Genomic DNA, 22,341 nt, shown 5'->3' on the forward strand with positions numbered 1-22,341 from the left:
GAATAGTTATCAAGGTGAATGAAATTATTTTTCTACATGATACAGCCTTTCATAACTTTAGGAGGACATCCGTTATTGTCCTGAACGCCTTTTACGGTGGGGCAGGCATCATCTTTATCCAAAACGCCATCACCATCAGTATCTGGCCATGGGCATCCCTGGTTTTCTCTTGGACCAGCTATAGCAGGGCATTGATCATCTTTATCAGGAACCTCGTCTTTGTCAGCATCAGGCCATGGACACCCGTTATTTTCAATAGGTCCTCCTTGTTTAGGGCATTTGTCCAGATAAAATAGAATATCATCCTGGTCTTCATCCGAGAGACATATCTTTTTGTTGAATTCCTTTCGGCATTTTTTGAATGCTTCTGGGTTTTCAATACTTTGTGCGTGAAAGCTTGTAACAGCAAATAATAATAAGAAGAGTAAAATTTTTCTCATATTCATAAAGAAATCCTCAGCCAAATTAATAAAAATAACTTAACTGAGGATTTTTTTACTATTTATACTAAAATTACTGAATTTCGATACCTAGATGTGCCAGTTCTTGTTTCAAATTAGTATCAGGCAGAACATGAATGGTATTGAATCCCATTAATGCGGCCATCTCAATATTCTTAGGGTTATCATCAATGAATACAGACTCTGATGCCTGGATGTTATATCTTTCCAACAGAACATGCCAGATTTTAGGGTCAGGCTTAATCAGTTTTTCTGTTCCGGAAACTACAATCTTTCCATCGAAAAGCTGGAAGAAATCATAATTTTCCAAAGCATACGGGAAGGTTTCTGCTGACCAGTTCGTTAATCCAAATAACTTGTAATCTGTATTTTTTAATTTCCTTAAAACATCAACATTTTGAGGAATATCGCTTTTCAGCATCACTGTCCAATTGTCATAAAAAGCCCTGATTTCCTTTTCCCATTCCGGGAATTTTTTTACCTGGATCTCTGTACCTTCTGAAAGGCTTCTTCCTCGGTCCTGTTCAATATTCCATTCATCTTGAGCGATATTTTCTAGGAAATATTCCATTTTTTCATCATCGTTGAAATAATCTTTAAAGAAATATCTCGGATTCCAATCCATCAAAACACCTCCGAAATCGAATATTATATTTTTAATTTTCATATTCATTATTATGCCTTAAAATTAAATAATTTTTCTCGTGATAGAGAATGATTGGCATACTTTCTTTTTATGAAGAGCATAAAAAAAACCGGAAGGAATCTTCCGGCTGTATTATTCTTTATCCATGATGTTCTCGATGTCTGTCGTGATGATCATCAAACCTTCTGTCATACATTTGGGGTCTGTTTTGATATCTTCTGTAATCGTTATCATATTTCAATCTTGGATTTTGTCCGTTATAATACCTTGAATAAAATTTTTTGTATTGTTCAGGGGTCATTATTCTCTCAATTTCATAGTATCGGTCATTGTACCATCTATTAGGTTCTTTAGCATAGACATGATTCCATGAGTTGTAATCCGGATAACGGTTATTCAATACAGTCATTTGATTGATCTGGCTTCTGTTTAAGCCCAGAAAAATAGCTACCTGACCCCAATTAATAGAAGAAACACTTCCTCTGTAATCATTGTAATAATTTTGTGAAAAGCCTAATGTGAATACTCCTAAGGCTGCCACAATTAATAACTTTTTCATGACTAAAATTGTATTTTAAAACTAATTAGAGAATACCCAAAAGTATACCATTATCTATCGTTTTAACATACATTTATCATTATATAATATGCTTTATTGAGGTCGGTAAAATTGATACTGTCCATCTTCGTAATAAGCATTAATATGCTGAAGTCCATTGGTTAAAATAATTTCCTTGGCTCCGATAATAGAGTTGTATCTAGCGGTCTGTTCAAATGTTTTTTCTGTTAGCTTTATTTGCGGGGCTTTGCATTCTATAAGGATGACAGGCTCTGTTTTTTCAGTAACTAAAAGATCAATTCTTTTGGTCAAGCCATTGAGAACAATCTTTTTTTCGGTGATTAATGCCGATGCAGAGTAGGATTTTACGGTAAGATAGTAGTGGATCCAGTGCTGCCTTACCCATTCCTCAGGAGTGAGCAGTAGATAAGTTTTACGAACCAAATCATAAATAAAAAACTTATCTTTGTCTTTCTTGAATTTAAAATCAAAAGTTTCCTGAAAATTCAGTTTTGGAAGTTCCATTAATAAGATGAAAGAATTAGATTTAATCCTCAAAAATATTAAAAATAAAGAAGTTTTACCTATTTATTTTTTCCACGGAGAAGAAGCCTACTTTATTGATGTTGCTGTAAAAGCCCTTGAGCACAACTTTTTGGAAGAGGATGAAAAAGCCTTTAATCAAACGGTTACTTATGGTAAAGATACTTCTTATCAGGAAGTTCTTTCTCTGGCAAGACAGTTTCCTATGATGGGAGATAAGCAGGTCATTATCGTAAAAGAAGCTCAGGATCTTAAGCTTAATGAAGAGGAAAACAGAATTCTGGATGCCTATGTTGAAAATCCTGTTCCTTCCACAGTATTGGTTTTTGCCCACAAACATAAGAAGCTGGACAGTAGAAAAAAAGCGGCTAAAGCCTTAGACAAAGCGAATGCACTTTTCCTAAGTGAGTCAGTAAAAGAAAGTAACCTTCCCAAATGGATTTCCGATGAATGTGTAAAGCTTAAGATTAAGACAGCTCCTAATATTTCCCATCTTTTAGCGGAATATCTTGGTAATGATCTTTCAAGAATTGCTAATGAACTGAACAAACTGAAAATTATCCTTAAAGAAGGTGAAGTACTAGATGGAACTATTGTTGAAAACCATATTGGGATCAGCAAAGAATACAATATTTTTGAACTTCAGAAGGCATTGGGAACAAAAAATGCCAATACAGCTTTTAAAATTGCCCATTTTATGGGTAAGAATCCTAAGAATAATCCTTTTGTGATGATGCTGGCAAGCCTTTACAATTATTTTTCCAATGTGATTATTTATCAAACGATGGCAGGACAATCGCCACAAACTATAGCCTCTCAAATGGGTGTGAATCCTTATTTTGTGAAAGATTATGCAGAAAGTGCAAGATTGTATCCTTTAAAACATGCTACAAGAGTTATTTCTATTTTGAGAGAGTTTGATATGAAAGGAAAAGGCCTTGGAGCGGTGAATATGGGAGAAGCAGAACTTATTAAGGAGCTCGTGTATAAGATTATTAATGTGGACAAGATTAAAATGAAGGTTTAATTTTGAGTCTGAGGGCTTGAAAGTTTGAGAGAAGGAGTTTTTAAAGGACGAATACATAGACGGAGGGATAATAGACAGGAAATAAATGTCTTAAAAATAATTTCTCAGCTTTATTAGAATTGTACTATACTAGTATTACGTATCTCCAAAACCGTAATTTATTCCTCATTGACAATCCGCATATCTCTTATTGACAACTATCATTAAAATAACTTTAAAAAGACGGCAAAAATTACGAAATTAGCGGTCTTAATTTAATTATATCTTTTTCGAACAAGTAAATTATGGAGCAAAACATTTTAGATTGTGTGATCGTTGGATCTGGACCTTCTGGTTTCACAGCTGCTATTTATGCAGCAAGAGCAGACTTAAAACCTGAATTGTATACAGGTTTGGAGCCGGGTGGACAATTAACTACAACTACTGAGGTTGATAACTTTCCAGGGTATCCAGCAGGGATTACAGGTCCTGAAATGATGATGGATCTGCAAAAGCAGGCAGAAAGATTTGAAACCAAAGTGCATTACGAAATGATCACTAAAGCTGAGTTTTCAAAAGAAGTAGGCGGTGTTCACAAATTATATGCTGGAAACAAAGAGATTTTAGCAAAAACGGTAATTATTTCTACAGGAGCTACCGCAAAATATTTAGGTCTTGAAGATGAAAAGAAATATGCAGGAGGCGGAGTTTCTGCTTGTGCTACTTGTGACGGATTCTTCTACAGAGGAAAAGATGTAGTGGTAGTAGGGGCAGGAGATACAGCAGCTGAAGAAGCTACTTATCTTGCCAAATTATGCAGAAAGGTAACTTTATTAGTGAGAAAAGATGTTTTCAGAGCTTCAAAAGCCATGGTTCACAGAGTAGAAAACACTCCGAATATTGAAGTGAAATTTCACCATGAATTAATTGGAATTGAAGGAGAAAACAGCTTGGTAGAAAGAGCTGTAATCATCAACAATCAAACTCAGGAGAAAGCTACGGTAGATGTTGAAGGAATTTTCATCGCTATTGGTCACAAACCGAATACGGATATCTTCGTAGGTCAGGTAGATCTTGATGAAAACGGATATATTGTAACAGAAAAAGGATCTACAAGAACAAACCTTCCGGGAGTTTTTGCTGCGGGTGATGTTCAGGATCATATCTACAGACAGGCTATTACAGCAGCAGGAAGCGGATGTATGGCTGCAATGGATGCAGAGAAATACTTAGCTGAATTACACTAATCATTCAGCTTTTAATGATACAAAGCGCACCTATTAGGTGCGCTTTTTTTTTGTGCTAAAAATTTATTGGAAATCTAAAAGGAGTAAACTTTATTTTCATGCTGTTCTTAGAGCGCAAAAAAGATTAAAGTTTCAGAAAGATGCAACGGCTGATTTTGCTGCAAATGAATAATTAATATCTATAAAAACTAAAGGGCACATAGAATAAAATAATTTGTGTTTCAATAGCGATAAAATATACATTGTATATTTTTTTGCAAATGAATCCATTAAACATTAGAACTTTAATTAAATTCGTAAATGTATAATGAAAACATTGATATATTTGTGATGCTTTGAAATAATAATATAAACTTAAAATAACAGGCATGAAAAAAGTAACCGCAATTGGAGGAATATTCTTTAAATGTAAAGATCCGGAACAGGTAAATGATTGGTATAAGACTCATCTTGGGGTAGAAACAAGTCCATACGGAGCTAAATTTGATTGGAGAGAATCTGAATCTGATAAAAAAGGATACACGCTATGGAGTCCATTTAAAGAATCTACACAATATTTCGAACCTTCAGAAAAAGATTTTATGATCAATTACCATGTGGAGAATATTGAAGCATTAGTAGAAGAATTAAAGAAGGAGGGGGTTACAATCCTGGATGAAATTGCAACCTATGAATATGGAAAGTTTGTTCATATCATGGATCCTGAAGGAAATAAAATAGAATTATTTGAACCAGCAGGAGAGTAGAAAGCCTGTTGCCTAATAACAAAAAAACTGTTTCTGAATGAAGCAGTTTTTTTGTTTTTAGATTCTTCATATACTTGTGAAGTAATAAGGCATTGTGTATATTTGAGTGTTAAGTGATATTGCATGAAAAAGCTATTGTAAAAGAAAATGCAGGAAATTTTTAAAACATTCAAGCCCAAAAACTCTGTTGTTAGTAAATACGTTGAATATTATTATCTGGACATTAAGAATAATAATATCATCAATGAGTTTCAATGTTTTCCGCACTTTAATAACTCGATTTCTCTTTACAAATCCCATATCCGGTTAGAAAACGGAGAAGTGGTTTATAAAGAAACGGCTCTTCCATGTCAGATTTTCACGCCCATCCGGGAAAGGGTCCTGCATGTAAAACAGTCTGGCAAAGTGCATAGAATTGTTGTTGTATTCCATCCTTTGGGAATTCATCAGTTTTATAGACACTTAGATTTTTCCGGTTATATTACAGATTATGAATTTTTTACCCAGCATGAATTAAGTCAAATTTTCTCAACAACAGATACTGAGATTCAAGAAAGTCTATTGGATGGATTTCTTGAGAAAAGATTCAAGAGATTCGAACACACCATCCTGGAAAAATCCATTGATTATATTTTCAATCATTACGAAGATTTTTCAGTTGAGGTATTTTCGAGGAAAATTGGCGTCAGCCGGCAACATATAAACCGCCTTTTTCAGACCTACTTGGGCGTTTCTGTTAAAAAATTCAACGAAATTGTCCTTTTCAGGCAGACTATTAATAAGAAACTTTTTGAAGATCCTGATCGTAACTTTACAGAGCTTGCGCACGAATTTAATTTTAACGACCAGTCTCATTTCAATAAAACTTATAAAAACCTCACTGAAAATTCTCCGAAATCTTTTTTTTCTAAAGGAACTGTATTAGGACAGGAAGATACACTTTTCTGGCATCTGTTGCCTTAAATGATAATGTTCCATTTTTACAAGTTTTTCTGATTTGTTGTTATTAGTTTTGTTTCATAAATTTTATTGATGAAATATGGTATAACGATGCTTCTGATGGTGTTGGGTCTTTTGGTAGGAGCGCAGGAAAATTATTCTGCATTAACTGAAAAGGCCTCGGAAGTAATGGAGGAGGCCAAAGATGAAGTTGGGTACATAAAAGCACTTGATTTATATGAAGAGGCGTTCAGAATTTATCCTGAAAATATAGATAGCGATGGATTGTATAGCGCATCAATTCTGGCTTCAAAACTAAAAAGTAATGATAAGGCATTTCAATATCTTATACCACTTTCCTCAATAAAAGGCGTTGGCTACAGTTTTCCCGGCTGGAATTATATTCTGGAAAAGGATGCTGAAAAAGAGTACAAAAATTTGTTGTCAGATCCAAGATGGACTTCATTGAAAGAGCAGGCGGTGAAATACAAAACTCAATTTTATAATGAGTTGAAAGAAAAAGAAAATGAATTTTACAATGTTAATAAAAACAGATTAAAGGAAATTAAAGATTCTGAGGCTTTGTATAAAGAGATCAGAAATCTTACTCCTTATCTACCAAAAAAAGAGCATGATTATTCTATTGCATTTAAAATAAATGATTCTGCTACCACTTCATTTTTTATTCATTTTCCTCAAAATTATAATCCTCAAAAGAAATATACTTTACTGTTTTTTCTTCATGGGGCTGTAAGAAATAATGAGCTGATAGATTATCAGATGGCTGGCTGGAATTTAGATGGCTGGAACCGATATTATAAGAAATATGCGGATCAGAATAATGTTATTATGGTTTTTCCGAGAGCCAGTAAAAAATATAACTGGATGTTGTCTGATGATGGATTTTTTATGATTCCTGAAATGCTTAAACAGATTAAAAGAACGATTAATATTGATGATAACAAAGTTTTTATAGCAGGACATTCGAATGGAGCAACGGGTTCATTTTCCTATCTGATGAAGCAGCCCACGCCGTTTGCAGGGTTTTATGGATTTAATGCTTATCCTAAAGTTTTCACAGGAGGAACGTTTGTAGAGAATATTAAAAACCGCTCATTGATGAGCTTTTCAACAGATAAGGATTATTACTATCCCCAAAACGCAAATGATGATTTTAAAAAGCTGATGAACGGAATACAGGCTGATTATAAAGAATATCGCTACCATGGGTTTCCACATTGGTTTCCACAGTTTGACGAATCGGAACCAGCATATCAGATTCTTTTTAAAGACCTGAAAAACCGGAAAAGAAATCCGTTTCCCAAAGATATTTCGTGGGAATTGGATGATGAAAGAAATGGAAATATAGACTGGATTTCTAATATCAAACTGGATACGCTAAGTAAGAAAGCCAACTGGCACAAAGAATTGAACTTTAAAATCAATAAATGGCTGGCTTATGATGAAAAAGATAGTTTAATCGTGAAGAATGTTGATAAAAATGCATTTGATTTCCCAAGGAAATCCGGAAAAATAAAAGCAGAATATAGAAATAATGTTTTCCGGGCTGAAACATCCAATGTTAAGTCATTTTCAATCAATATCTCACCGGAAACAGTGGATTTGAAAAAAAAGGTAAAAGTATATGTGAATGGAAAACTATATTTCGACGAAAAAATAAACTATAACCATGAATACTTACTTGAGAATTTTTTTAATACTCAGGACCGGGAGCAAGTCTGGATCAATTATATTGATGTAAAAATATAAGATCCTATTGATTTTCCGTAAAGTAAAAACCTGTCTCTTCCAGAGGCAGGTTTTGTTTTGTATATCCATTGAAAATAATTAATCCAAAATATAGATTTTCTTTTCTTTCAAATTAAAACCAAGCTTTTTGCCCAGCCAGTTGATGCTTGTTTTTCCCTCATAGATTAAGCCTTCAACAAAAAGTACATTGGGTTTTTCGACTTTGGCAAAAGAGTTGGAAACGGAATGTACATTTCCTTTGTAGAACTTATTGATAATCGAAGGATTGAACTCGCTTTTCTTTTCAATGAGCTGAAGACCTTCTTTATTAATTCCTAACGTATTGATAAGACGCTCACTCAGCCAGAAAGAATCATTACCGGCACCGGAATCCAGAAGAACATTGATCTTAATATTGTTGACGTTAATATAGGTGGTGATATCCAGAGATTGGTCTGCATTGGTAGACAGTTGAATATCTACTACTTTTTTTCCGGTTAGCTTCTCTTTTGGAAACACAATTTCTTTAGTGGTATAATCTATAATGAATTCCGTATCATAAAGCATGGGAAGCGAAATAAGACCGTCAATTCCTTTTATTTCCATGTTGTGGGTAGCATACCAGGTATCTTTAAATTTTTTACCATTAAAAATGATCTCTTTTGATTTGAACATAGGAACTGTAAGCTGTTCTCCTGTAGCGCGGAAAGCAGTCAGGAAGTTATAGGATTCCTTTTGGTTCAGGTCTTTGGAGAAGTTGTTAAGAAAAAGATTGACACCACCGCCGGTATCAAATATAAAATTTCCTTTTTTACCTTCCACTTCAGCCTGAACAACCAGATGTCCGGATGGAAGAATATTGAGCGGCGATTTTTGTGCGAATGCCGTAACCGAGTATAGAAATACAGACGTGGTAAGGATTGATTTTTTTAATGATTGATAGAACATTGGTAATACAGTTATTGCTTTTAATACTATTCTTTATGAATAGTTGAACGTTACAAATATAAAATAAAGTCATTGAATCTGGACTTTTGTAATCATCGATTCTTGCCATAAGACAAGCTTTCTCACCAATCAATTTAATAGCTTTATACATCAATTAAAAAAATATCAGATATGAGTATCCAATTTGAGGCAGGAATTAATATTGCCATTAAGATTCCCAAAAGTAAATATGAGAAAACCGTTGCTTTTTACAGAGATATCTTGAAGCTGCCGGTAGAGGAGAAGAATATCGATAATCCAACGGTTTCCCGAACCCACGAAGTGAAGTTTGGTAACAATATCATTTGGTTAGATTGTGTGGATAATTATACGCATTCAGAAACGTGGTTACAACTAACGGTTCCTAATGTAGAAGAAGCAACCCAATATCTGCAATCGAACGGAGTTGAAACCTGTGATGAAATTGAAGAACTCCCGGAAAATATGCATTGGATTACAGATCCGGCAGGTACGGTTTTTAACCTACAGCAGACTCCATAATAGAATAAAAAGATATGAAAACTCCAAATAAACGCCAATATAATGGTTACAGGCTTTGCTTTTTTATGTTATAATTACAAAAAGGAATACATAAGAATTACTAAAATCAAAGCGTAACAAGCTGAATAAAGGGGAGAATTCTTTTATCGTGCGGAAGCTACGAATATATTTTTGATAATCAGTTAATTAAATGTAGTGTTGTTTGTTTTATTTATCGTAGGTTTGTGGTGTATTTATAAAAATAGGCCACTGCCTTTGCTATTCTGTAACAGTTTAAAATCACAATTTTTTCTTTCAGTTTTGCTTTTTCAGCTGCCAAATTTATAGTCCTGATTTCGAAAGAAAGGAGTAAAGATTATAAAAGTCCTATAGTAAATAGGAGAGATATGTTATTGCAGGTTAACCAATAAAACTTTAGTCTTATTGTTACAGCTAGAGCAACCATGATAAGCTGACAAGAATATTTCTCTTTTGTTTATCACTTTATACCCACTCAAATACTGATAAACAGATTTGCTTACAAACTACCGGAAGACCGGAGGATTTTATAATGAACTTCAAAAATTTAAACCTAATCAATCCAATTATACGTGCAGTTACAGAAGCTGGATATTCTAAGCCTACTGAAATACAGCATACCGCTATTCCCTATATTTTAGAAGGAAAAGATATTATGGGATGCGCACAAACGGGAACTGGAAAAACGGCTGCGTTTGTCATGCCTATTTTACAGTTACTTAAAAAATATACGCCCGAACACAAGGAAATAAGAACATTAATACTTACCCCAACCCGGGAGCTGGCGATAGAGATTGAAGAGGACTTTGGTATTTATAGTAAGTATTTACCATTATCACAACTTTCTATTTTTGGTGGAGTTTCAATTGGAGGGCAGCTTGCTGCTTTAAGAAAAAGAGTAGATATACTGGTGGCAACGCCTGGAAGGCTTTTAGATTTAGTCAGCCAAAGGCATATCGACTTGTCCAAAATTGAAATATTGGTTTTGGATGAAGCAGATAGAATGCTTGATATGGGGTTTGTGAATGAGGTAAAAAAAATTTTACAACTAATACCTAGGAAAAGGCAAACGCTATTTTTTTCTGCAACAATGCCAATGAGCATAAGAAAGTTTGCCGAAACAATACTCAATAATCCCATAGAAGTTACGGTTGCTCCAGTGTCTTCAACGGCACAAACGGTAAAGCAATCAATGTATTTTATGGAAAAAGAAGATAAAACCGACTTATTGATCGATATTCTGAAAAATAAGGATGTCATAAGGATCAATCTGTAAGTTACAAATAAGAATATATACAATTTTTAATAATAATTACAATGCAAGAAGGCACAGTAAAATTTTTTAATGAAGCAAAAGGCTTCGGATTTATTTCTCCTGCAGATGGGAGTAAGGATATATTTGTACATTCTTCGGGATTAAGTACAAGAGTTATTCGTGAGAATGATAAAGTGGTTTTTGAGGTACAAAAAAGCGAAAAAGGTTTAAATGCGGTTAACGTTAAGTTAGCATAATTAAAACCTCTGATTGCAGACTTGTAGTCTCAGTCTTATTTTTTACAAACTCAAAATCCCTATACTATCAGTATTCGGATATATGTTTAAAAGAACATAGATGCAAGTTAGATTACTTTTTATTTTCTATAATGTTCATTTAGCCTCTCACCTATCGTGAGAGGTTTTTGTGGGCTAAAAAAGAGTTGTTTCTTTGTTTAATGTATCTCTTGTATTCCTATGATGGTGCCAAGTATAATTCATAATACTATTGCTGCCAGATCAATTTTTTTATTAGATGAAATAATTCCTGTGGGAACAAAAAATAGACTATGATTGTTATAAACTCTTTTGATGAGTATAAATCTCTGGAAAATAGAATGATTGGTGAATCTTCCTGGCACAAAATAGATCAGGATCAGATCAACAGATTTGCTGATGCAACTTTAGATTATCAATGGATCCATGTTGACGAAGACAGAGCAGAAAAAGAAGGCCCATTTAAATCAACTATAGCTCATGGATATTTAACGTTAGCCCTGATTCCTTATCTCTGGAAGCAGATCGCTGATGTAAGAAATTTAAAAATGGAAATCAATTACGGGATAGAAAATCTCAGATTCGGACAGATTGTTCCCGTAAATAGTGAGGTAAAATTACAGGCTACTGTAAAAACGGTTACGAATCTTAAAGGTACTGTAAAGGCAGTTGTTGAAGCTAAATTATTAATTAAAGATCAGATAAAACCAGCTTATACAGGTGATGTAGTTTTCCTGTATCATTTTATGGAGTAGTTCGTTATGGATATATTTTATAATGGTAATAACCTATGAAAACTTGTGAGCAGATTATAAAAAAAATATCCTCCGATGAAGGAAGATATTTTTGAATGAGTAGTAGTGAATGATTGCTATAATGCTTTCGTGTTTAATCCTACATCCGCAACTTTTGATAATAGCTTATCACATTTTTTTTCTTCGTTAAGAGTAGCCAGGAAATTCTTAAGACATACGTTTTCTTTTAAGATTTTTGCATAGGCTGCAAGAGTTCCATAAGTTGCAATTTCATAATGTTCTACTTTTTGTGCTGCTGCAATAATTCCGGCATCCCTTACAGATCCGGGTTTTGTTTCTTCCATGATACCTTTGCCTTCATCTAATAAACCCTGCATGGCATCACATTTTTTTGCCTGTGCCTTTTTTTTGATAGATTTAAAACATTCTTCAAGCCTTTTTACGTGTACTTGTGTTTCCATCAGGTGATTCTCAATGGCGGTTTTAAGTTTTTTGTCCGTTGCATTTTTATACATTTTGGGTAAAGCTTTTACCAAAGCCTTTTCAGCCCAATAAATATCTTTCATACCATCTTCAAATAGATCTCTCAGCTCTTTTGCTGCATTTTTCTTTGCAGGAGTTTTCGCTGTTTTTTTTGTCGCGGTAGATTTAGCCGGAGTTGCTTTTTTTGTTACTGTTTTCGTTGCCATAATATTAAATTTAATGTGATTATTACTATAGTTGCAATTCCGGTACCACTTATTGATATGATTAAATTTTTATATGCCAATTGACTATTTAACCAGAACCATAGAATGCTATTTTTCAACAAACTTTTAATACTTTTCCAAATCAGAAAAACTAAGATCGTGAATTTTCGGTAATGCATTGATTTTGACTTTTTGTGTCTTTTTATTTAACATTTTATCTGAACCTAATTCTTGCTGAAATTGTAATTTAGTTTTTGTTAATAAGTCAATTTCTGTTTCAGGCGTAGTATTTTTCCCATCCCAGGCTACCCTTGATATTTTAATCAGTTCAAAATTATTTTGATTCCATCTGAATTCATAGCTGCTTTTGCGGTTATTAATATCGGTAAGCATTTTCAAGTTGCCGTCTTCAATAATAAAATCCGGAATATTATTTCCGTTATGTTCTCCTTTTTTATTGATGGGGTATTGGCTTTCAATGATTTTAGTAGAAGATACCACCAACTGAAGTTTCTTATTAGGTTGTGAGAGAAATATCTGTAATCTTAAGGATCTGGTTTCATCCTTCAGATCCATTTCTACAACAACTTTGTCATTAAGCTTATTCTTATTCAAGTCTCCCTCTTCACTTTTTGTGCGTATGCATTGATGGTTGATAAAAGAAAAAATAAAATTATATATAATGTTGATTTTTTCATAGGTCAAGGATTGTACATAATTATACTTCAGTTGTATTGATAGAATATACAACATGATCGGAATCTACAATTGTCCGGTTTTTATCGTTCACCTAAAGGAATGTCTATTAATTTTTCCTGTTTTATTTTAAACTCGGCTTCGTTAATCGGTTGATATACCACTTCTGAACTTACAGGATATTTGGCAAGAAGACTTTTAGGTCTGATGGGGCGCTTTTCTAATCCACCACCACAGTTTGGGCAGACATTTTTAAAAATATGGTTAACACAATCTTTGCAAAAGGTACATTCAAAAGTACATATCATAGCTTCAGGCGAATCATAGGGTAAAGGTTTCTTGCAATTTTCGCAATTGGTTCTGATCTCTAACATGTATTTGTTGTTATGATTATTGTTACGAAGTTAATTTAAATTTAGGATATGTAAGGATATCTTATAATTATTTACGATCTCCTATAGATGTTAAAAACAAATGCACTTAATTTTAATATTGAAGCCTTTTATAAGAATAGACAAAAATCCCTTACAGTATGAAATGAGTTCAAATTAGAGTTTGCAATCTTAGATTTCCAAAAATGCTTAAGTACATATTAAAAAGATGTACATTTATAAATAAACAATAACCAAAAAATAAAATATTATGTCATTTCAAACTTATATTAAAAACATTGAAGAGAAAACCGGAAAATCCAGGGTCGATTTTGAAAATTTAGCTGCTGAGAAAGGGTTTACAGAAGATGGGAAAATCAGAAAGGGGATCAAAGCAACAGAAATCATCAATTGGTTAAAGGATGATTTTGAATTAGGACATGGTCATGCTACTGCTATGTACGCCTATATTAATGGAAAACGAGAATGAAAATATTTCTTGGTTTTAGTGCTTTTTCAATGGTGAAATCATGACATAAAATGAAATTTTAGTAAATGTTGATAAAATAATTTCATTTAGCTTGAATAAAATTGATTAATTTAGATTTTCATTAAATCTAATTAATATGAAAAATTTAAAAAAAATCCACAGACCGGAAATGAAAACAATTAAAGGAGGAATTAACTGCCCTGGTGGTCAAATATGTTTGATTAACGGAAAATGGCAATGTATGCCATACGATGGATGTGGCGGTGGAAATCAGCCCTAAATTGTAAGTGTAACCTAATAATAATCTGACTTGACTATGAAAAATTGTAAAAAAATTTCAAGAGATCAGCTGAAGAGCATCGGGGGTGGTGCAGTAAGCTGTTCAGAAGCATGCTGCCCACCTCCGGGAATAAAAAGATGCCCTTGGGTCTATTGTGTAGCTCCATGTGAAATACTAAGCTAATACAATAGTAACATCAGCAAAAAGAAGCCTTAAATTCAATTGATTTAAGGCTTCTATAGTGAAAGATAAATTTTTTTCTCTTTTTATTTATACCCTTCTAACTCTATTTTAATTTCTTTTATTTGCAATTTATTTCAGATAATTTACCTCCCAAAATGCTATTGTTTATGGAAGACAACCTGAATTGTATTTATAAAGTCATCAATTTTATTGAAAAAAATTATGATCAGCAGATTTCTGTAAAAGATTTAGAAGAAGTGTCAAATTACTCTTACAGAAATGTTCAGCGTATTTTTAAATATAGTTGTGGGGAAACAATAGGCGCTTTTCAGCAAAGGCTGAAAGTGGAAAATGCTTATAAACGGATCCTTTATACTCAGGAAAGTCTTACGTCTATAGGTGTTGAGGTAGGATTTTCTACGATAGCTTCTTTCTCAAAAGCTTTTAAACAACATTTTGGGATCTCTCCTAAAGAGGCGAAACTAAGTAGACAACAGCTACTGTATGAGCCGGAGCTGATTCCGATAACATCTGACATCTTGCTGGAACCGGAAATTGTATACCTTAAACCAATACAGGTCTATTATCAGAGTATTCAGACTTATTATAATAATGAGGAAATTGAATTGCTTTGGGACAACTTCTTGCACAATGAATTTCTAAGTCCCGATGCAGAATATTTTGGAATTATAGCAGATGAACCTTTAATTACAACTGAAATAAACTGCCGATATGATGCCTGCTCAACCATACAGGCCCAAAATAAGAAATTGCCATCAAAGCTAATATTGGGTGGTAAATATGCGCGTTTTATCCATTCCGGAACCTATGACACAATAGATGATACTTATACAAAAATTTATTCCCGATGGATTTTTAATTCCGGACTTGAGTTTTCACACAGTCCTATCATTGAGAAGTATGAAAGGTATGCGGATGATACGGAGGAGCAGGAGAAACAATTGACTTATATTTTACTGCCTTTGAAATAGATTGTCAATTTTGGACAAGTTTGACACTATTTATCGATCTAATTTTGCCTTATCAAAAAATAGATCACCTATGCAAAAAAAGAAAATCATGCTCTTGTTGTTGCCTGTTATTATGTTTTCCTGTTCTCAGGATGAGGTAACAAATCCTCCTACTTCAGGGACGTCTGATCCCACTTCTATTGTTTACAAAATGCCTGAAGAATCGGCTCCTCACGAAGGAACTTGGCTTCAGTGGCCCCACAAGTATCAATACGGTATTACCTACCGGAACCGACTGGATCCTACTTGGGTGGCAATGACCAAAGAGCTTGCACAAAGTGAAAAAGTGCATATCATTGCTTATGATGGTACAGAAAAAGATCGTATTGTGGGATTATTAACCAATGCAGGGGTATCACTAAGCAATATCGATTTTAAACTGTATCCAACTGATGATTTTTGGGTGAGAGATAATGGCCCTATCTATGTAAAAGATAAAAACGGCAAGTTGTTTATTCAGGATTGGGGATTTAACGGTTGGGGTAACAAAGCCCAATATAGCAACTGTAATACAATTCCTGCTAAAATTGCTAACGATAGTGGAATTCCAAAAATAGATCTTAATTCAATAATGATCAATGAAGGAGGAAGTGTGGAAATAGATGGAAACGGAGTATTAATGGCTTGCAAAAGCTCTATTCTTAATGAAAACAGAAATCCTGGAATGACCCAGCAGCAGGCAGAAGCGATTTTTACTAAGAATTTAGGGATTACAAAATTTATCTGGCTGGATGGAAAAGCCAATCTTGATATTACAGACATGCATATTGATGGATTTGCCAGATTTGCGAATCCTACCACAATTATCACCATGAATGCAGATGATCTGGAGTACTGGCAGGTTCCGAACAGTGATATGAGTAAGCTTTACAATGCTACACAAAAAAATGGTACAGCTTATCAGTTTGTGAAAGTTCCTTTAACGAAGTATGATGTGACAACTACTTATGGGAAAAATGTAGGCAGGGCCTCTTATATTAACTATTATATAGCTAATAACCGTGTATTGGTACCTAATTATAATGATCCTAATGATACCATTGCGAACCGAATTATACAACAATTATATCCTGATAAAAAAGTGATTGGAATTGATTGCCGTAACCTGTTTGCTAATGGTGGAATGGTACATTGTGTTACACAGCAGCAGCCTAAATAGATTATTTTATAAGAAAACAAAAAACCTACTGAATATCAGTAGGTTTTTTGTTTTTTTGCGGAGAGTGAGGGTTTTCTGTCGAACTTATTATTCCTCTTTTAACATTTTTGAGTGAGATAAAATAATTGTTTTATAATCAATAGAGTTGTGTGAAAAATATTAAGACAATATTGATTTTCAGGGAAACAGGTGTTTTCTTGCATCAGTACAGAATGGGAGAATTTCAATGTTTTTAAAAATCATTCCTATTCACAGTAAATTTTGGATTAAAGATAAGAAAAGTACAAGCTCTGCTAGCTATTTGTGAAATTAATTATAATGAAATTCTGTCTACCAGTTCTGAAAGAGAAATATCAAGAGCATAAGCAATAACAGAAATAGTAGTTAGGCTGGAAGAAACTTTACCATTTTCGATCTTGCTTATATATTGTCTGTCTTTTCCAATCAGATTACCAAATTCTGTCTGTGAAAGTTTATTTTTCTTACGGAATAATTCAACCTGCTTGCCAAGTGCCGCAGGGATCTTTGTTTTTAATTCCTTGATTTTATTTTCGTCAACATTTTTCACTTATGCAAAGTGAATTATAAAATACTACATTTTTGTAACCTTATAATACTGCATTTTGTATATTTGCCAAAACAGATTTTATTAAAATGTCAAATTTTTAATTGAAATAATATATTAAACTCCCTGTTTATAGATGTTTCATGTGAAAGCGATAGTAAAAGAATGGAAATATGGGGTTTTCCCTATTGTGTGATATTAGAAATGCTTTTATTTTTGGCAAAACAAAATACAAATAATGATGAAATAACAATTTTATTTTATGATAATATGCCACTTACAAAATAATCTATAGACAACTCTGAAAGAAGGTAATATTCTTACCAAGCTGATTTCTAAATCATCTCTTCAATCTTAATTTTTTTCCTTCATTATTTGAAAGATAAAAGTAAACCATTCTGATTTTACGACATGTTTTGGCGCTATACGTTAGTTACTTTGTTGTAACCCAATAAAACATTTAAATTATACTATATGAAATCATTAGAACTATCAGGTTAAAATACTCTAATCATTCGAAACAAAAGATCTTCCCTTAAGATCTTAAAAAACTAACCAATAAAAAAACATTAAATTTTATGAAAAAGAAAATTACAAGTGCATATTGTATATGCGTGGCGACAGGTCTTTTTGCTCAGGAGGTACTCTGGCAAAAAGACATTCAATCCACTACCCAGGATTTTCTAAGTCAGGTGACTACGACCATCGATCAACAGTATCTTATTACAGGCAGCTCTATACAGAGCGACAAACTCCAACAGGGCAATAAACAAAACAACGGCTATGATTTCCATCTGGTGAAGCTGAACCAACAGGGAGAACAGGTCTGGGAAAAGTATTTCTCAGGACAAAATCACGATTATTTATCTACAACAGTAAGCACTCAGGATGGTGGATTTCTCTTAGCCGGAACTTCTTATTCAGGAAAAGGACTTGATAAGAAAGATGATTCCAAAGGCGGTTCCGATATCTGGCTCATCCGGATCAATGAATTCGGGGATGAATTATGGCAGAAAACATTGGGCACTTCTTCTGATGAGGAAGCTAAATCTGTTATTCAAACGACAGACTTAGGCTTTTTTGTCGCCGGAAATGTCCAGAACTCTTCCAAAGGCTATGGTTCCAAAGATATCTGGATAACCAGACTCGACAAAGACGGTAAAGAACTCTCTCAATTGATATTGGGTGGAAAAGGCTTAGACGAAGTCGAAAAAATGATTCCCACCAAAGACGGCGGAGCTTTATTGGGTATTTATTCAAGAAGTTCCGAGGTTAAGGATTCTGGGATAAGAAATACTGAAGTAAAATCTTCAGATGAAAGATTAGTGAGTTCAACAGCCATAAGCCAGATGCCAAAAGCCAGCAGCAACTTCGGTGAAGGGGATTACTGGATTGTCAAACTGGATAAAAATGGAAAAGTAGAATGGGAAAAGAACTTTGGAGGTAAGGGAGACGACCATATCAGAACCCTGGCTTTAACTGCAAACGGATTTATCATCGGTGGAGAATCCCGATCAGAACGATCAGGAAACAAAACAGTAGGCACCCAAGAAGGAACAGACCTTTGGCTGATTGCCCTTAATGAAAGAGGCGATGAGCAGTGGCAAAAGTCCTACAATTTCAAAAATCGTGATATTCTGATGGGAATGAGTGTGATCCAGAGTCAAGAGCCGAGAGCCAAGAATCAAGACATCACTAAAGGAATCTTATTAGGCGGCTATACCCAGGCCGAGGGAAGAATAGAAAAAGATGATGAGACCTTCTGGATGCTGTACCTGGATGACAATGGAAATGAACAGTGGAGAAAACATATAACAGGAGAATCCCGACAAAAAGAGGAAAGACTTTCAGATTTAAAGCTGAATAGAGATGGTTCTATTGTGTTAGCGGGAACCAGTGCAAAAGAATTAGGGAAAGAAAACTGGAAGATTGTAAAGCTTGGCGACAAGCAGGTAAGTGATCTGATTGCCAAATATGAAATGAAGATCTACCCTAACCCGGTATCAGACTATGCGTATGTAGAAATCGGCTTTGATTTTAAAGAAGCTGATATTATGCTGTATGATATGAGCGGAAGACAGCTTCAGAATTTCAAAACCAAGAACAGAGTGACTAAGATCAATACCCAGGCTTTGATACAAGGCGCTTACTTAGTAACGATAAAAACGGACACAAATAAAACTGCAAGTGCTAAACTCATTAAAAAATAATGCTATGAAAAAAAATACAATACAAAGACTGATGTACTTGACAGGAATATTAATAGTGGTTATGATCTCTGATATATTAAAGGCCCAGACCCCTGAAATTAATTTTGGGAACTCTAGCCGCCCTGTAGCATCCGTATCCTCTTTAGCAACTTATAACAATGTCCCGGTTTCAATAGTCACTGGAACTTCAAATGTATCTATTCCTTTGCTTGAGCTTCCTACCCGTTTCAAGGATATTTCTCTACCGCTGGCGCTGGTTTATAATTCTATGAATGTAAAACAGCGGGAACCTGCCGGAGAAGTCGGTACAGGATGGTCTCTCTTGTCAGGAGGAGTCATTTCGAGAGAAATTATAGGCTCGTTAAATGAAGTCGAATATTCCGAGCAGCCTTTGAGTAATTCTTCGGAGATCTTTAATGATATTTTTTATTATAATTTACCGGGAGTGTCAGGAAAATTCAAATTTAGCAAAAATGCGACTACCGGCGCCATTGATATTGAAAGCCTTTCAGGAAATAAAGTAAAAGTAACCTATATCAGAGATACTGCACAGGTACTTTATTTTACAGTATTAAGTTTTACCGTTACTGATGAAAGGGGCTATCAGTATATTTTTAAAGATTATAGCGAGGGCAGTAATTTTGAGACTGTTCAGGTCTATAGGTCTGCCTTTTTTTTAAGTCAGATCATGCTGCCGGATAATACGGTTGTCGCAAGCTTTGAATATAGAAAAGACAGCAAGCATGCTACAGAAGAGTGGACTTCTCCTATTGTATACACGAGTTGTAAACTCTCAAAAATAAATGCAGATGGTTTGGGCTCAGTGAGTATAGATTATCTGTATGACGCAACAAAGGAAAATACAATGAATGATCCCTACAGCGTATCACAAATTATTTTGAAAGACACTTGGGGAAGTGTGATTTCGGGATATAAATTTGTCTATAGCTGGATTAGGCTTTTTCAAGGTATCCCTTCAGATGATACGGAGTTGAAAGGGAGAAGATTGCTTGACAAATTGATAAAGATTAACAAAGATCAAGCGGAGGTTGAAAAAACAAGTTTTGTATATAATCCTTATCAGACACCACTTCAAGAAGATCGTCAATATCCTTGTTATCCTCAGTCCTTTTCCACGCCCGGTAATTTTGATGATTACCAGCTGCCGGGATTGTTAAAGAGGGTTATTTACCCTATGGGTGGAATAGTGGAATATACCTATGAAGCTCATGATTACTTTTACAATAGAAGTACTCCCCAGTATTTGGAAAATGCACTGAGTGCATCCAAAATAAATGATCCATTTGTGCACGAATGGGGGCCATATGTTCCAATAATCAATGTGGATACCAATCAAAGCTTAGATTATACGCTAACCGTTACCGGAACACCCGGAGTACAAAAGTCGGTAGCCATTCAGTTTCTTGATACTGAATATTACCCACCGGGAATTTGGGTGCCCGATACCCCCGATCCTGATGATCAGCCGTACCCGGGAGGTGATCCTCAGCCGGGAGGACATTATCATTTTGAATTAAACTATACGCTGAAAAAAAATAATGAAGTGATAGGGACATTTTGTACTTCTAACGAGGCATTTGTTTATCGATTATCACCAGGTACTTATACGATAAGTGTTTCCGGAACAGGTGGTAAAGCGCAGGTTCGGATAGCTGAGATAAGACTGAAAAATGGCCCTTATCCTAATAAAAACAGTACTTATCAGTACGGCCCGAGGCTCAAGAATATTAAATATTACAGCAGTAGTTCAGAGACGGTTCCGTCGAAAACAGAGCAGTACAGTTATAGTTCTTTCAGTGACCCTATCAGCTCCAGTGGTTATGTTTTCAGGAGTGAAGCGGAGAATGCAAATTCTTCCCCCGGCTATGTATTGTATAAAAATGTATCGGTTAGTGACGGGGAAAACGGTTTTGTACGCTATTATTTCAAAACGCCGAATGAATATGCAAAAGCTTCCTATACTGTCGATGGAAATCCTGCCAACTTTTGGTCTTACTATCCGATCACAAAATCCGGTGTATTAGAGAAGAAAGAGATATTTAATACCCAAAATCAATTATTATCTTCTTTAGAATATGAGTCAGAATTTGAAACGCTTCAAAATCTTCCTGATCTGAAAATAGAATTGTATTATGATAATTTGGCAACATATACTAAGCCTGCCTATATCAAGCGTACTAAAACCACTACAAAAAACTTTGTAGGAACTGTCTTTGCAACGACGGTAAGCGAAACAAACTTTAATCCTGATAACTTTAAAACAGGATTTATAAAAGAAACATCTTCTGACGGCGTTACCACTGAAAGTTGGGTCAGGTATGCTACGGATAAAAACAAAACACAGATGATGGCTGCCAATATGTTTTCTATACCACTGGAAACAGAAACCAAGATAAATGGAAAAATTATAGCTAAAACAGAAAGCCTCTATGCAGATTCCGGAAGATTTGATCCATTATCACTAAAGAGTAGTAATACAGATAATGGAAGCAGTAAAACAGCTATAAAATATGATATGTACGATGCCTATGGAAATGCACGTCAATACAGGGTAAATTATGACGAGAGTTCAGGGATAGGGTTTCCTGTTGTATTGATCTGGGGATATAATCAGACGATGCCTATTGCAAAAATAGAAGGCGCTGAACTTTCAGATATAGGAACGCTGGCAGACGATATTGTTTTAAAATCCAATGCCGACAAAGACGGACAATCTGAAACAGAGCTTATTAAATCCCTTGATTTGTTTAGAACCAACGGCGCTTTAAAAAAGTTTCAGATTACGACTTATACCTATGACCCTTTAACAGGGGTTACCACCACAACTCCTCCGAATGGTATTCGCGAGATCTATCAATATGACAGAAATGGAAGACTGAAAACCGTGGTAGATGTAAATGGAAATATTGTAAAGGAATATAAATACAATAATAAACCTCAACCTTAACACTTTAAATCT

Annotated in this window: 23 protein-coding genes and 2 pseudogenes; 16 read left to right on the forward strand and 9 right to left on the reverse strand. The window is 34.5% G+C overall.

All coding sequences use genetic code 11. The features are described from left to right. Nucleotides 1-62 precede the first annotated feature (62 nt). The 4 genes and pseudogenes from EL260_RS25960 to EL260_RS10640 all read right to left on the reverse strand — a co-directional run. Nucleotides 63-317: pseudogene (locus tag EL260_RS25960) on the reverse strand (thrombospondin type 3 repeat-containing protein); the annotation flags it as partial. Nucleotides 318-513: 196 nt separating this feature from the next. Beyond that, nucleotides 514-1,128, reverse strand: a complete 615-nt coding sequence (locus tag EL260_RS10630) for an HAD family hydrolase (RefSeq protein WP_123860253.1) — start codon at nucleotides 1,126-1,128, stop codon at nucleotides 514-516. Nucleotides 1,129-1,246: 118 nt separating this feature from the next. Then, nucleotides 1,247-1,666: a hypothetical protein gene (locus EL260_RS10635; RefSeq protein WP_123860254.1), complete on the reverse strand. Its 420-nt coding sequence runs from the start codon at nucleotides 1,664-1,666 to the stop codon at nucleotides 1,247-1,249. 93 nt (nucleotides 1,667-1,759) lie between these two features. Further along, entirely contained in the window at nucleotides 1,760-2,191 is a 432-nt protein-coding gene (locus EL260_RS10640) for a type I restriction enzyme HsdR N-terminal domain-containing protein (protein WP_123860255.1), read from the reverse strand. 7 nt (nucleotides 2,192-2,198) lie between these two features. On the opposite strand from EL260_RS10640, the gene holA reads away from it, so the two are divergent. The 5 genes from holA (at nucleotide 2,199) to EL260_RS10665 (ending at nucleotide 7,917) form a co-directional block, all read left to right on the forward strand. Continuing rightward, nucleotides 2,199-3,236, forward strand: a complete 1,038-nt coding sequence (holA, locus tag EL260_RS10645; protein WP_123860256.1) for a DNA polymerase III subunit delta — start codon at nucleotides 2,199-2,201, stop codon at nucleotides 3,234-3,236. A gap of 284 nt (nucleotides 3,237-3,520) precedes the next feature. After that, on the forward strand, nucleotides 3,521-4,462 hold the full coding sequence (gene trxB / locus EL260_RS10650; RefSeq protein ID WP_123860257.1) for a thioredoxin-disulfide reductase: 942 nt from the start codon (nucleotides 3,521-3,523) through the stop codon (nucleotides 4,460-4,462). Between the two features lie 368 nt (nucleotides 4,463-4,830). Continuing rightward, complete coding sequence (locus EL260_RS10655; RefSeq protein WP_123860258.1) at nucleotides 4,831-5,208, forward strand: VOC family protein; 378 nt, start codon at nucleotides 4,831-4,833, stop codon at nucleotides 5,206-5,208. A 147-nt stretch (nucleotides 5,209-5,355) separates the two neighbouring features. After that, nucleotides 5,356-6,171 (forward strand): helix-turn-helix domain-containing protein, encoded by an 816-nt coding sequence (locus tag EL260_RS10660; protein WP_123860259.1) that lies wholly within the window; start codon nucleotides 5,356-5,358, stop codon nucleotides 6,169-6,171. Between the two features lie 69 nt (nucleotides 6,172-6,240). Then, on the forward strand, nucleotides 6,241-7,917 hold the full coding sequence (locus EL260_RS10665; protein ID WP_123860260.1) for an alpha/beta hydrolase: 1,677 nt from the start codon (nucleotides 6,241-6,243) through the stop codon (nucleotides 7,915-7,917). A gap of 78 nt (nucleotides 7,918-7,995) precedes the next feature. Here EL260_RS10665 and EL260_RS10670 read toward each other — a convergent pair whose 3' ends face one another. Further along, nucleotides 7,996-8,844 carry a pepsin/retropepsin-like aspartic protease family protein gene (locus EL260_RS10670; protein ID WP_123860261.1) on the reverse strand — a complete coding sequence of 283 codons (849 nt, stop codon included), beginning with the start codon at nucleotides 8,842-8,844 and terminating at the stop codon, nucleotides 7,996-7,998. A 171-nt stretch (nucleotides 8,845-9,015) separates the two neighbouring features. On the opposite strand from EL260_RS10670, the gene EL260_RS10675 reads away from it, so the two are divergent. The 4 genes and pseudogenes from EL260_RS10675 (at nucleotide 9,016) to EL260_RS10690 (ending at nucleotide 11,687) form a co-directional block, all read left to right on the forward strand. After that, nucleotides 9,016-9,384 carry a VOC family protein gene (locus EL260_RS10675; protein ID WP_123860262.1) on the forward strand — a complete coding sequence of 123 codons (369 nt, stop codon included), beginning with the start codon at nucleotides 9,016-9,018 and terminating at the stop codon, nucleotides 9,382-9,384. Nucleotides 9,385-9,934: 550 nt separating this feature from the next. Continuing rightward, nucleotides 9,935-10,666, forward strand: a pseudogene (locus EL260_RS10680) (DEAD/DEAH box helicase); the annotation flags it as partial. A 53-nt stretch (nucleotides 10,667-10,719) separates the two neighbouring features. Then, complete coding sequence (locus EL260_RS10685; RefSeq protein ID WP_123860263.1) at nucleotides 10,720-10,914, forward strand: cold-shock protein; 195 nt, start codon at nucleotides 10,720-10,722, stop codon at nucleotides 10,912-10,914. 311 nt (nucleotides 10,915-11,225) lie between these two features. Beyond that, nucleotides 11,226-11,687, forward strand: coding sequence for a MaoC family dehydratase (locus EL260_RS10690; protein WP_123860264.1), 462 nt, complete (start codon nucleotides 11,226-11,228; stop codon nucleotides 11,685-11,687). A 116-nt stretch (nucleotides 11,688-11,803) separates the two neighbouring features. Here the strand turns inward: EL260_RS10690 and EL260_RS10695 are convergent, their stop codons facing one another. The 3 genes from EL260_RS10695 to EL260_RS10705 form a co-directional block, all read right to left on the reverse strand. Beyond that, complete coding sequence (locus EL260_RS10695; RefSeq protein WP_123860265.1) at nucleotides 11,804-12,376, reverse strand: YciE/YciF ferroxidase family protein; 573 nt, start codon at nucleotides 12,374-12,376, stop codon at nucleotides 11,804-11,806. 126 nt (nucleotides 12,377-12,502) lie between these two features. Beyond that, entirely contained in the window at nucleotides 12,503-12,991 is a 489-nt protein-coding gene (locus EL260_RS10700; RefSeq protein ID WP_123860266.1) for a hypothetical protein, read from the reverse strand. 164 nt (nucleotides 12,992-13,155) lie between these two features. Further along, nucleotides 13,156-13,446 (reverse strand): DUF1272 domain-containing protein, encoded by a 291-nt coding sequence (locus tag EL260_RS10705; RefSeq protein ID WP_123860267.1) that lies wholly within the window; start codon nucleotides 13,444-13,446, stop codon nucleotides 13,156-13,158. Nucleotides 13,447-13,714: 268 nt separating this feature from the next. On the opposite strand from EL260_RS10705, the gene EL260_RS10710 reads away from it, so the two are divergent. The 5 genes from EL260_RS10710 to EL260_RS10720 all read left to right on the forward strand — a co-directional run bounded on the left by EL260_RS10710 (nucleotide 13,715) and on the right by EL260_RS10720 (nucleotide 16,586). Beyond that, nucleotides 13,715-13,933 (forward strand): DUF4287 domain-containing protein, encoded by a 219-nt coding sequence (locus EL260_RS10710; protein WP_123860268.1) that lies wholly within the window; start codon nucleotides 13,715-13,717, stop codon nucleotides 13,931-13,933. Between the two features lie 136 nt (nucleotides 13,934-14,069). Then, the gene (locus tag EL260_RS25575; RefSeq protein WP_164466631.1) at nucleotides 14,070-14,213 is read left to right on the forward strand and encodes a bacteriocin-like protein; all 144 of its coding nucleotides are present in this window, start codon (nucleotides 14,070-14,072) and stop codon (nucleotides 14,211-14,213) included. A 36-nt stretch (nucleotides 14,214-14,249) separates the two neighbouring features. Beyond that, nucleotides 14,250-14,396 carry a bacteriocin-like protein gene (locus EL260_RS25580; RefSeq protein ID WP_164466632.1) on the forward strand — a complete coding sequence of 49 codons (147 nt, stop codon included), beginning with the start codon at nucleotides 14,250-14,252 and terminating at the stop codon, nucleotides 14,394-14,396. 167 nt (nucleotides 14,397-14,563) lie between these two features. After that, on the forward strand, nucleotides 14,564-15,388 hold the full coding sequence (locus EL260_RS10715; protein ID WP_123860269.1) for an AraC family transcriptional regulator: 825 nt from the start codon (nucleotides 14,564-14,566) through the stop codon (nucleotides 15,386-15,388). Between the two features lie 70 nt (nucleotides 15,389-15,458). Then, the gene (locus tag EL260_RS10720) at nucleotides 15,459-16,586 is read left to right on the forward strand and encodes an agmatine deiminase family protein (protein WP_123860270.1); all 1,128 of its coding nucleotides are present in this window, start codon (nucleotides 15,459-15,461) and stop codon (nucleotides 16,584-16,586) included. A gap of 313 nt (nucleotides 16,587-16,899) precedes the next feature. On the opposite strand, the gene EL260_RS10725 is transcribed toward EL260_RS10720, so the two are convergent. Then, the gene (locus EL260_RS10725) at nucleotides 16,900-17,154 is read right to left on the reverse strand and encodes a helix-turn-helix domain-containing protein (protein WP_228445396.1); all 255 of its coding nucleotides are present in this window, start codon (nucleotides 17,152-17,154) and stop codon (nucleotides 16,900-16,902) included. 575 nt (nucleotides 17,155-17,729) lie between these two features. Here EL260_RS10725 and EL260_RS10730 point away from each other — a divergent pair. Together EL260_RS10730 and EL260_RS10735 are read left to right on the forward strand one after the other, a co-directional pair. Next, nucleotides 17,730-19,361 (forward strand): T9SS type A sorting domain-containing protein, encoded by a 1,632-nt coding sequence (locus EL260_RS10730; RefSeq protein ID WP_123860271.1) that lies wholly within the window; start codon nucleotides 17,730-17,732, stop codon nucleotides 19,359-19,361. 4 nt (nucleotides 19,362-19,365) lie between these two features. Next, on the forward strand, nucleotides 19,366-22,329 hold the full coding sequence (locus EL260_RS10735) for an RHS repeat domain-containing protein (RefSeq protein ID WP_123860272.1): 2,964 nt from the start codon (nucleotides 19,366-19,368) through the stop codon (nucleotides 22,327-22,329). Nucleotides 22,330-22,341: the final 12 nt, after the last annotated feature.

The organism is Chryseobacterium nakagawai, assembly GCF_900637665.1.
GTDB lineage: Bacteria > Bacteroidota > Bacteroidia > Flavobacteriales > Weeksellaceae > Chryseobacterium > Chryseobacterium nakagawai.

Bases quoted from the DNA above. Each gene is read 5' to 3' on its own strand.
- EL260_RS10630 (WP_123860253.1), bottom strand. From the start codon at position 1,128: ATGAAAATTAAAAATATAATATTCGATTTCGGAGGTGTTTTGATGGAT.
- EL260_RS10635 (WP_123860254.1), bottom strand. From the start codon at position 1,666: ATGAAAAAGTTATTAATTGTGGCAGCCTTAGGAGTATTCACATTAGGC.
- EL260_RS10640 (WP_123860255.1), bottom strand. From the start codon at position 2,191: ATGGAACTTCCAAAACTGAATTTTCAGGAAACTTTTGATTTTAAATTC.
- holA (WP_123860256.1), top strand. From the start codon at position 2,199: ATGAAAGAATTAGATTTAATCCTCAAAAATATTAAAAATAAAGAAGTT.
- trxB (WP_123860257.1), top strand. From the start codon at position 3,521: ATGGAGCAAAACATTTTAGATTGTGTGATCGTTGGATCTGGACCTTCT.
- EL260_RS10655 (WP_123860258.1), top strand. From the start codon at position 4,831: ATGAAAAAAGTAACCGCAATTGGAGGAATATTCTTTAAATGTAAAGAT.
- EL260_RS10660 (WP_123860259.1), top strand. From the start codon at position 5,356: ATGCAGGAAATTTTTAAAACATTCAAGCCCAAAAACTCTGTTGTTAGT.
- EL260_RS10665 (WP_123860260.1), top strand. From the start codon at position 6,241: ATGAAATATGGTATAACGATGCTTCTGATGGTGTTGGGTCTTTTGGTA.
- EL260_RS10670 (WP_123860261.1), bottom strand. From the start codon at position 8,844: ATGTTCTATCAATCATTAAAAAAATCAATCCTTACCACGTCTGTATTT.
- EL260_RS10675 (WP_123860262.1), top strand. From the start codon at position 9,016: ATGAGTATCCAATTTGAGGCAGGAATTAATATTGCCATTAAGATTCCC.
- EL260_RS10685 (WP_123860263.1), top strand. From the start codon at position 10,720: ATGCAAGAAGGCACAGTAAAATTTTTTAATGAAGCAAAAGGCTTCGGA.
- EL260_RS10690 (WP_123860264.1), top strand. From the start codon at position 11,226: ATGATTGTTATAAACTCTTTTGATGAGTATAAATCTCTGGAAAATAGA.
- EL260_RS10695 (WP_123860265.1), bottom strand. From the start codon at position 12,376: ATGGCAACGAAAACAGTAACAAAAAAAGCAACTCCGGCTAAATCTACC.
- EL260_RS10705 (WP_123860267.1), bottom strand. From the start codon at position 13,446: ATGTTAGAGATCAGAACCAATTGCGAAAATTGCAAGAAACCTTTACCC.
- EL260_RS10710 (WP_123860268.1), top strand. From the start codon at position 13,715: ATGTCATTTCAAACTTATATTAAAAACATTGAAGAGAAAACCGGAAAA.
- EL260_RS25575 (WP_164466631.1), top strand. From the start codon at position 14,070: ATGAAAAATTTAAAAAAAATCCACAGACCGGAAATGAAAACAATTAAA.
- EL260_RS25580 (WP_164466632.1), top strand. From the start codon at position 14,250: ATGAAAAATTGTAAAAAAATTTCAAGAGATCAGCTGAAGAGCATCGGG.
- EL260_RS10715 (WP_123860269.1), top strand. From the start codon at position 14,564: ATGGAAGACAACCTGAATTGTATTTATAAAGTCATCAATTTTATTGAA.
- EL260_RS10720 (WP_123860270.1), top strand. From the start codon at position 15,459: ATGCAAAAAAAGAAAATCATGCTCTTGTTGTTGCCTGTTATTATGTTT.
- EL260_RS10730 (WP_123860271.1), top strand. From the start codon at position 17,730: ATGAAAAAGAAAATTACAAGTGCATATTGTATATGCGTGGCGACAGGT.
- EL260_RS10735 (WP_123860272.1), top strand. From the start codon at position 19,366: ATGAAAAAAAATACAATACAAAGACTGATGTACTTGACAGGAATATTA.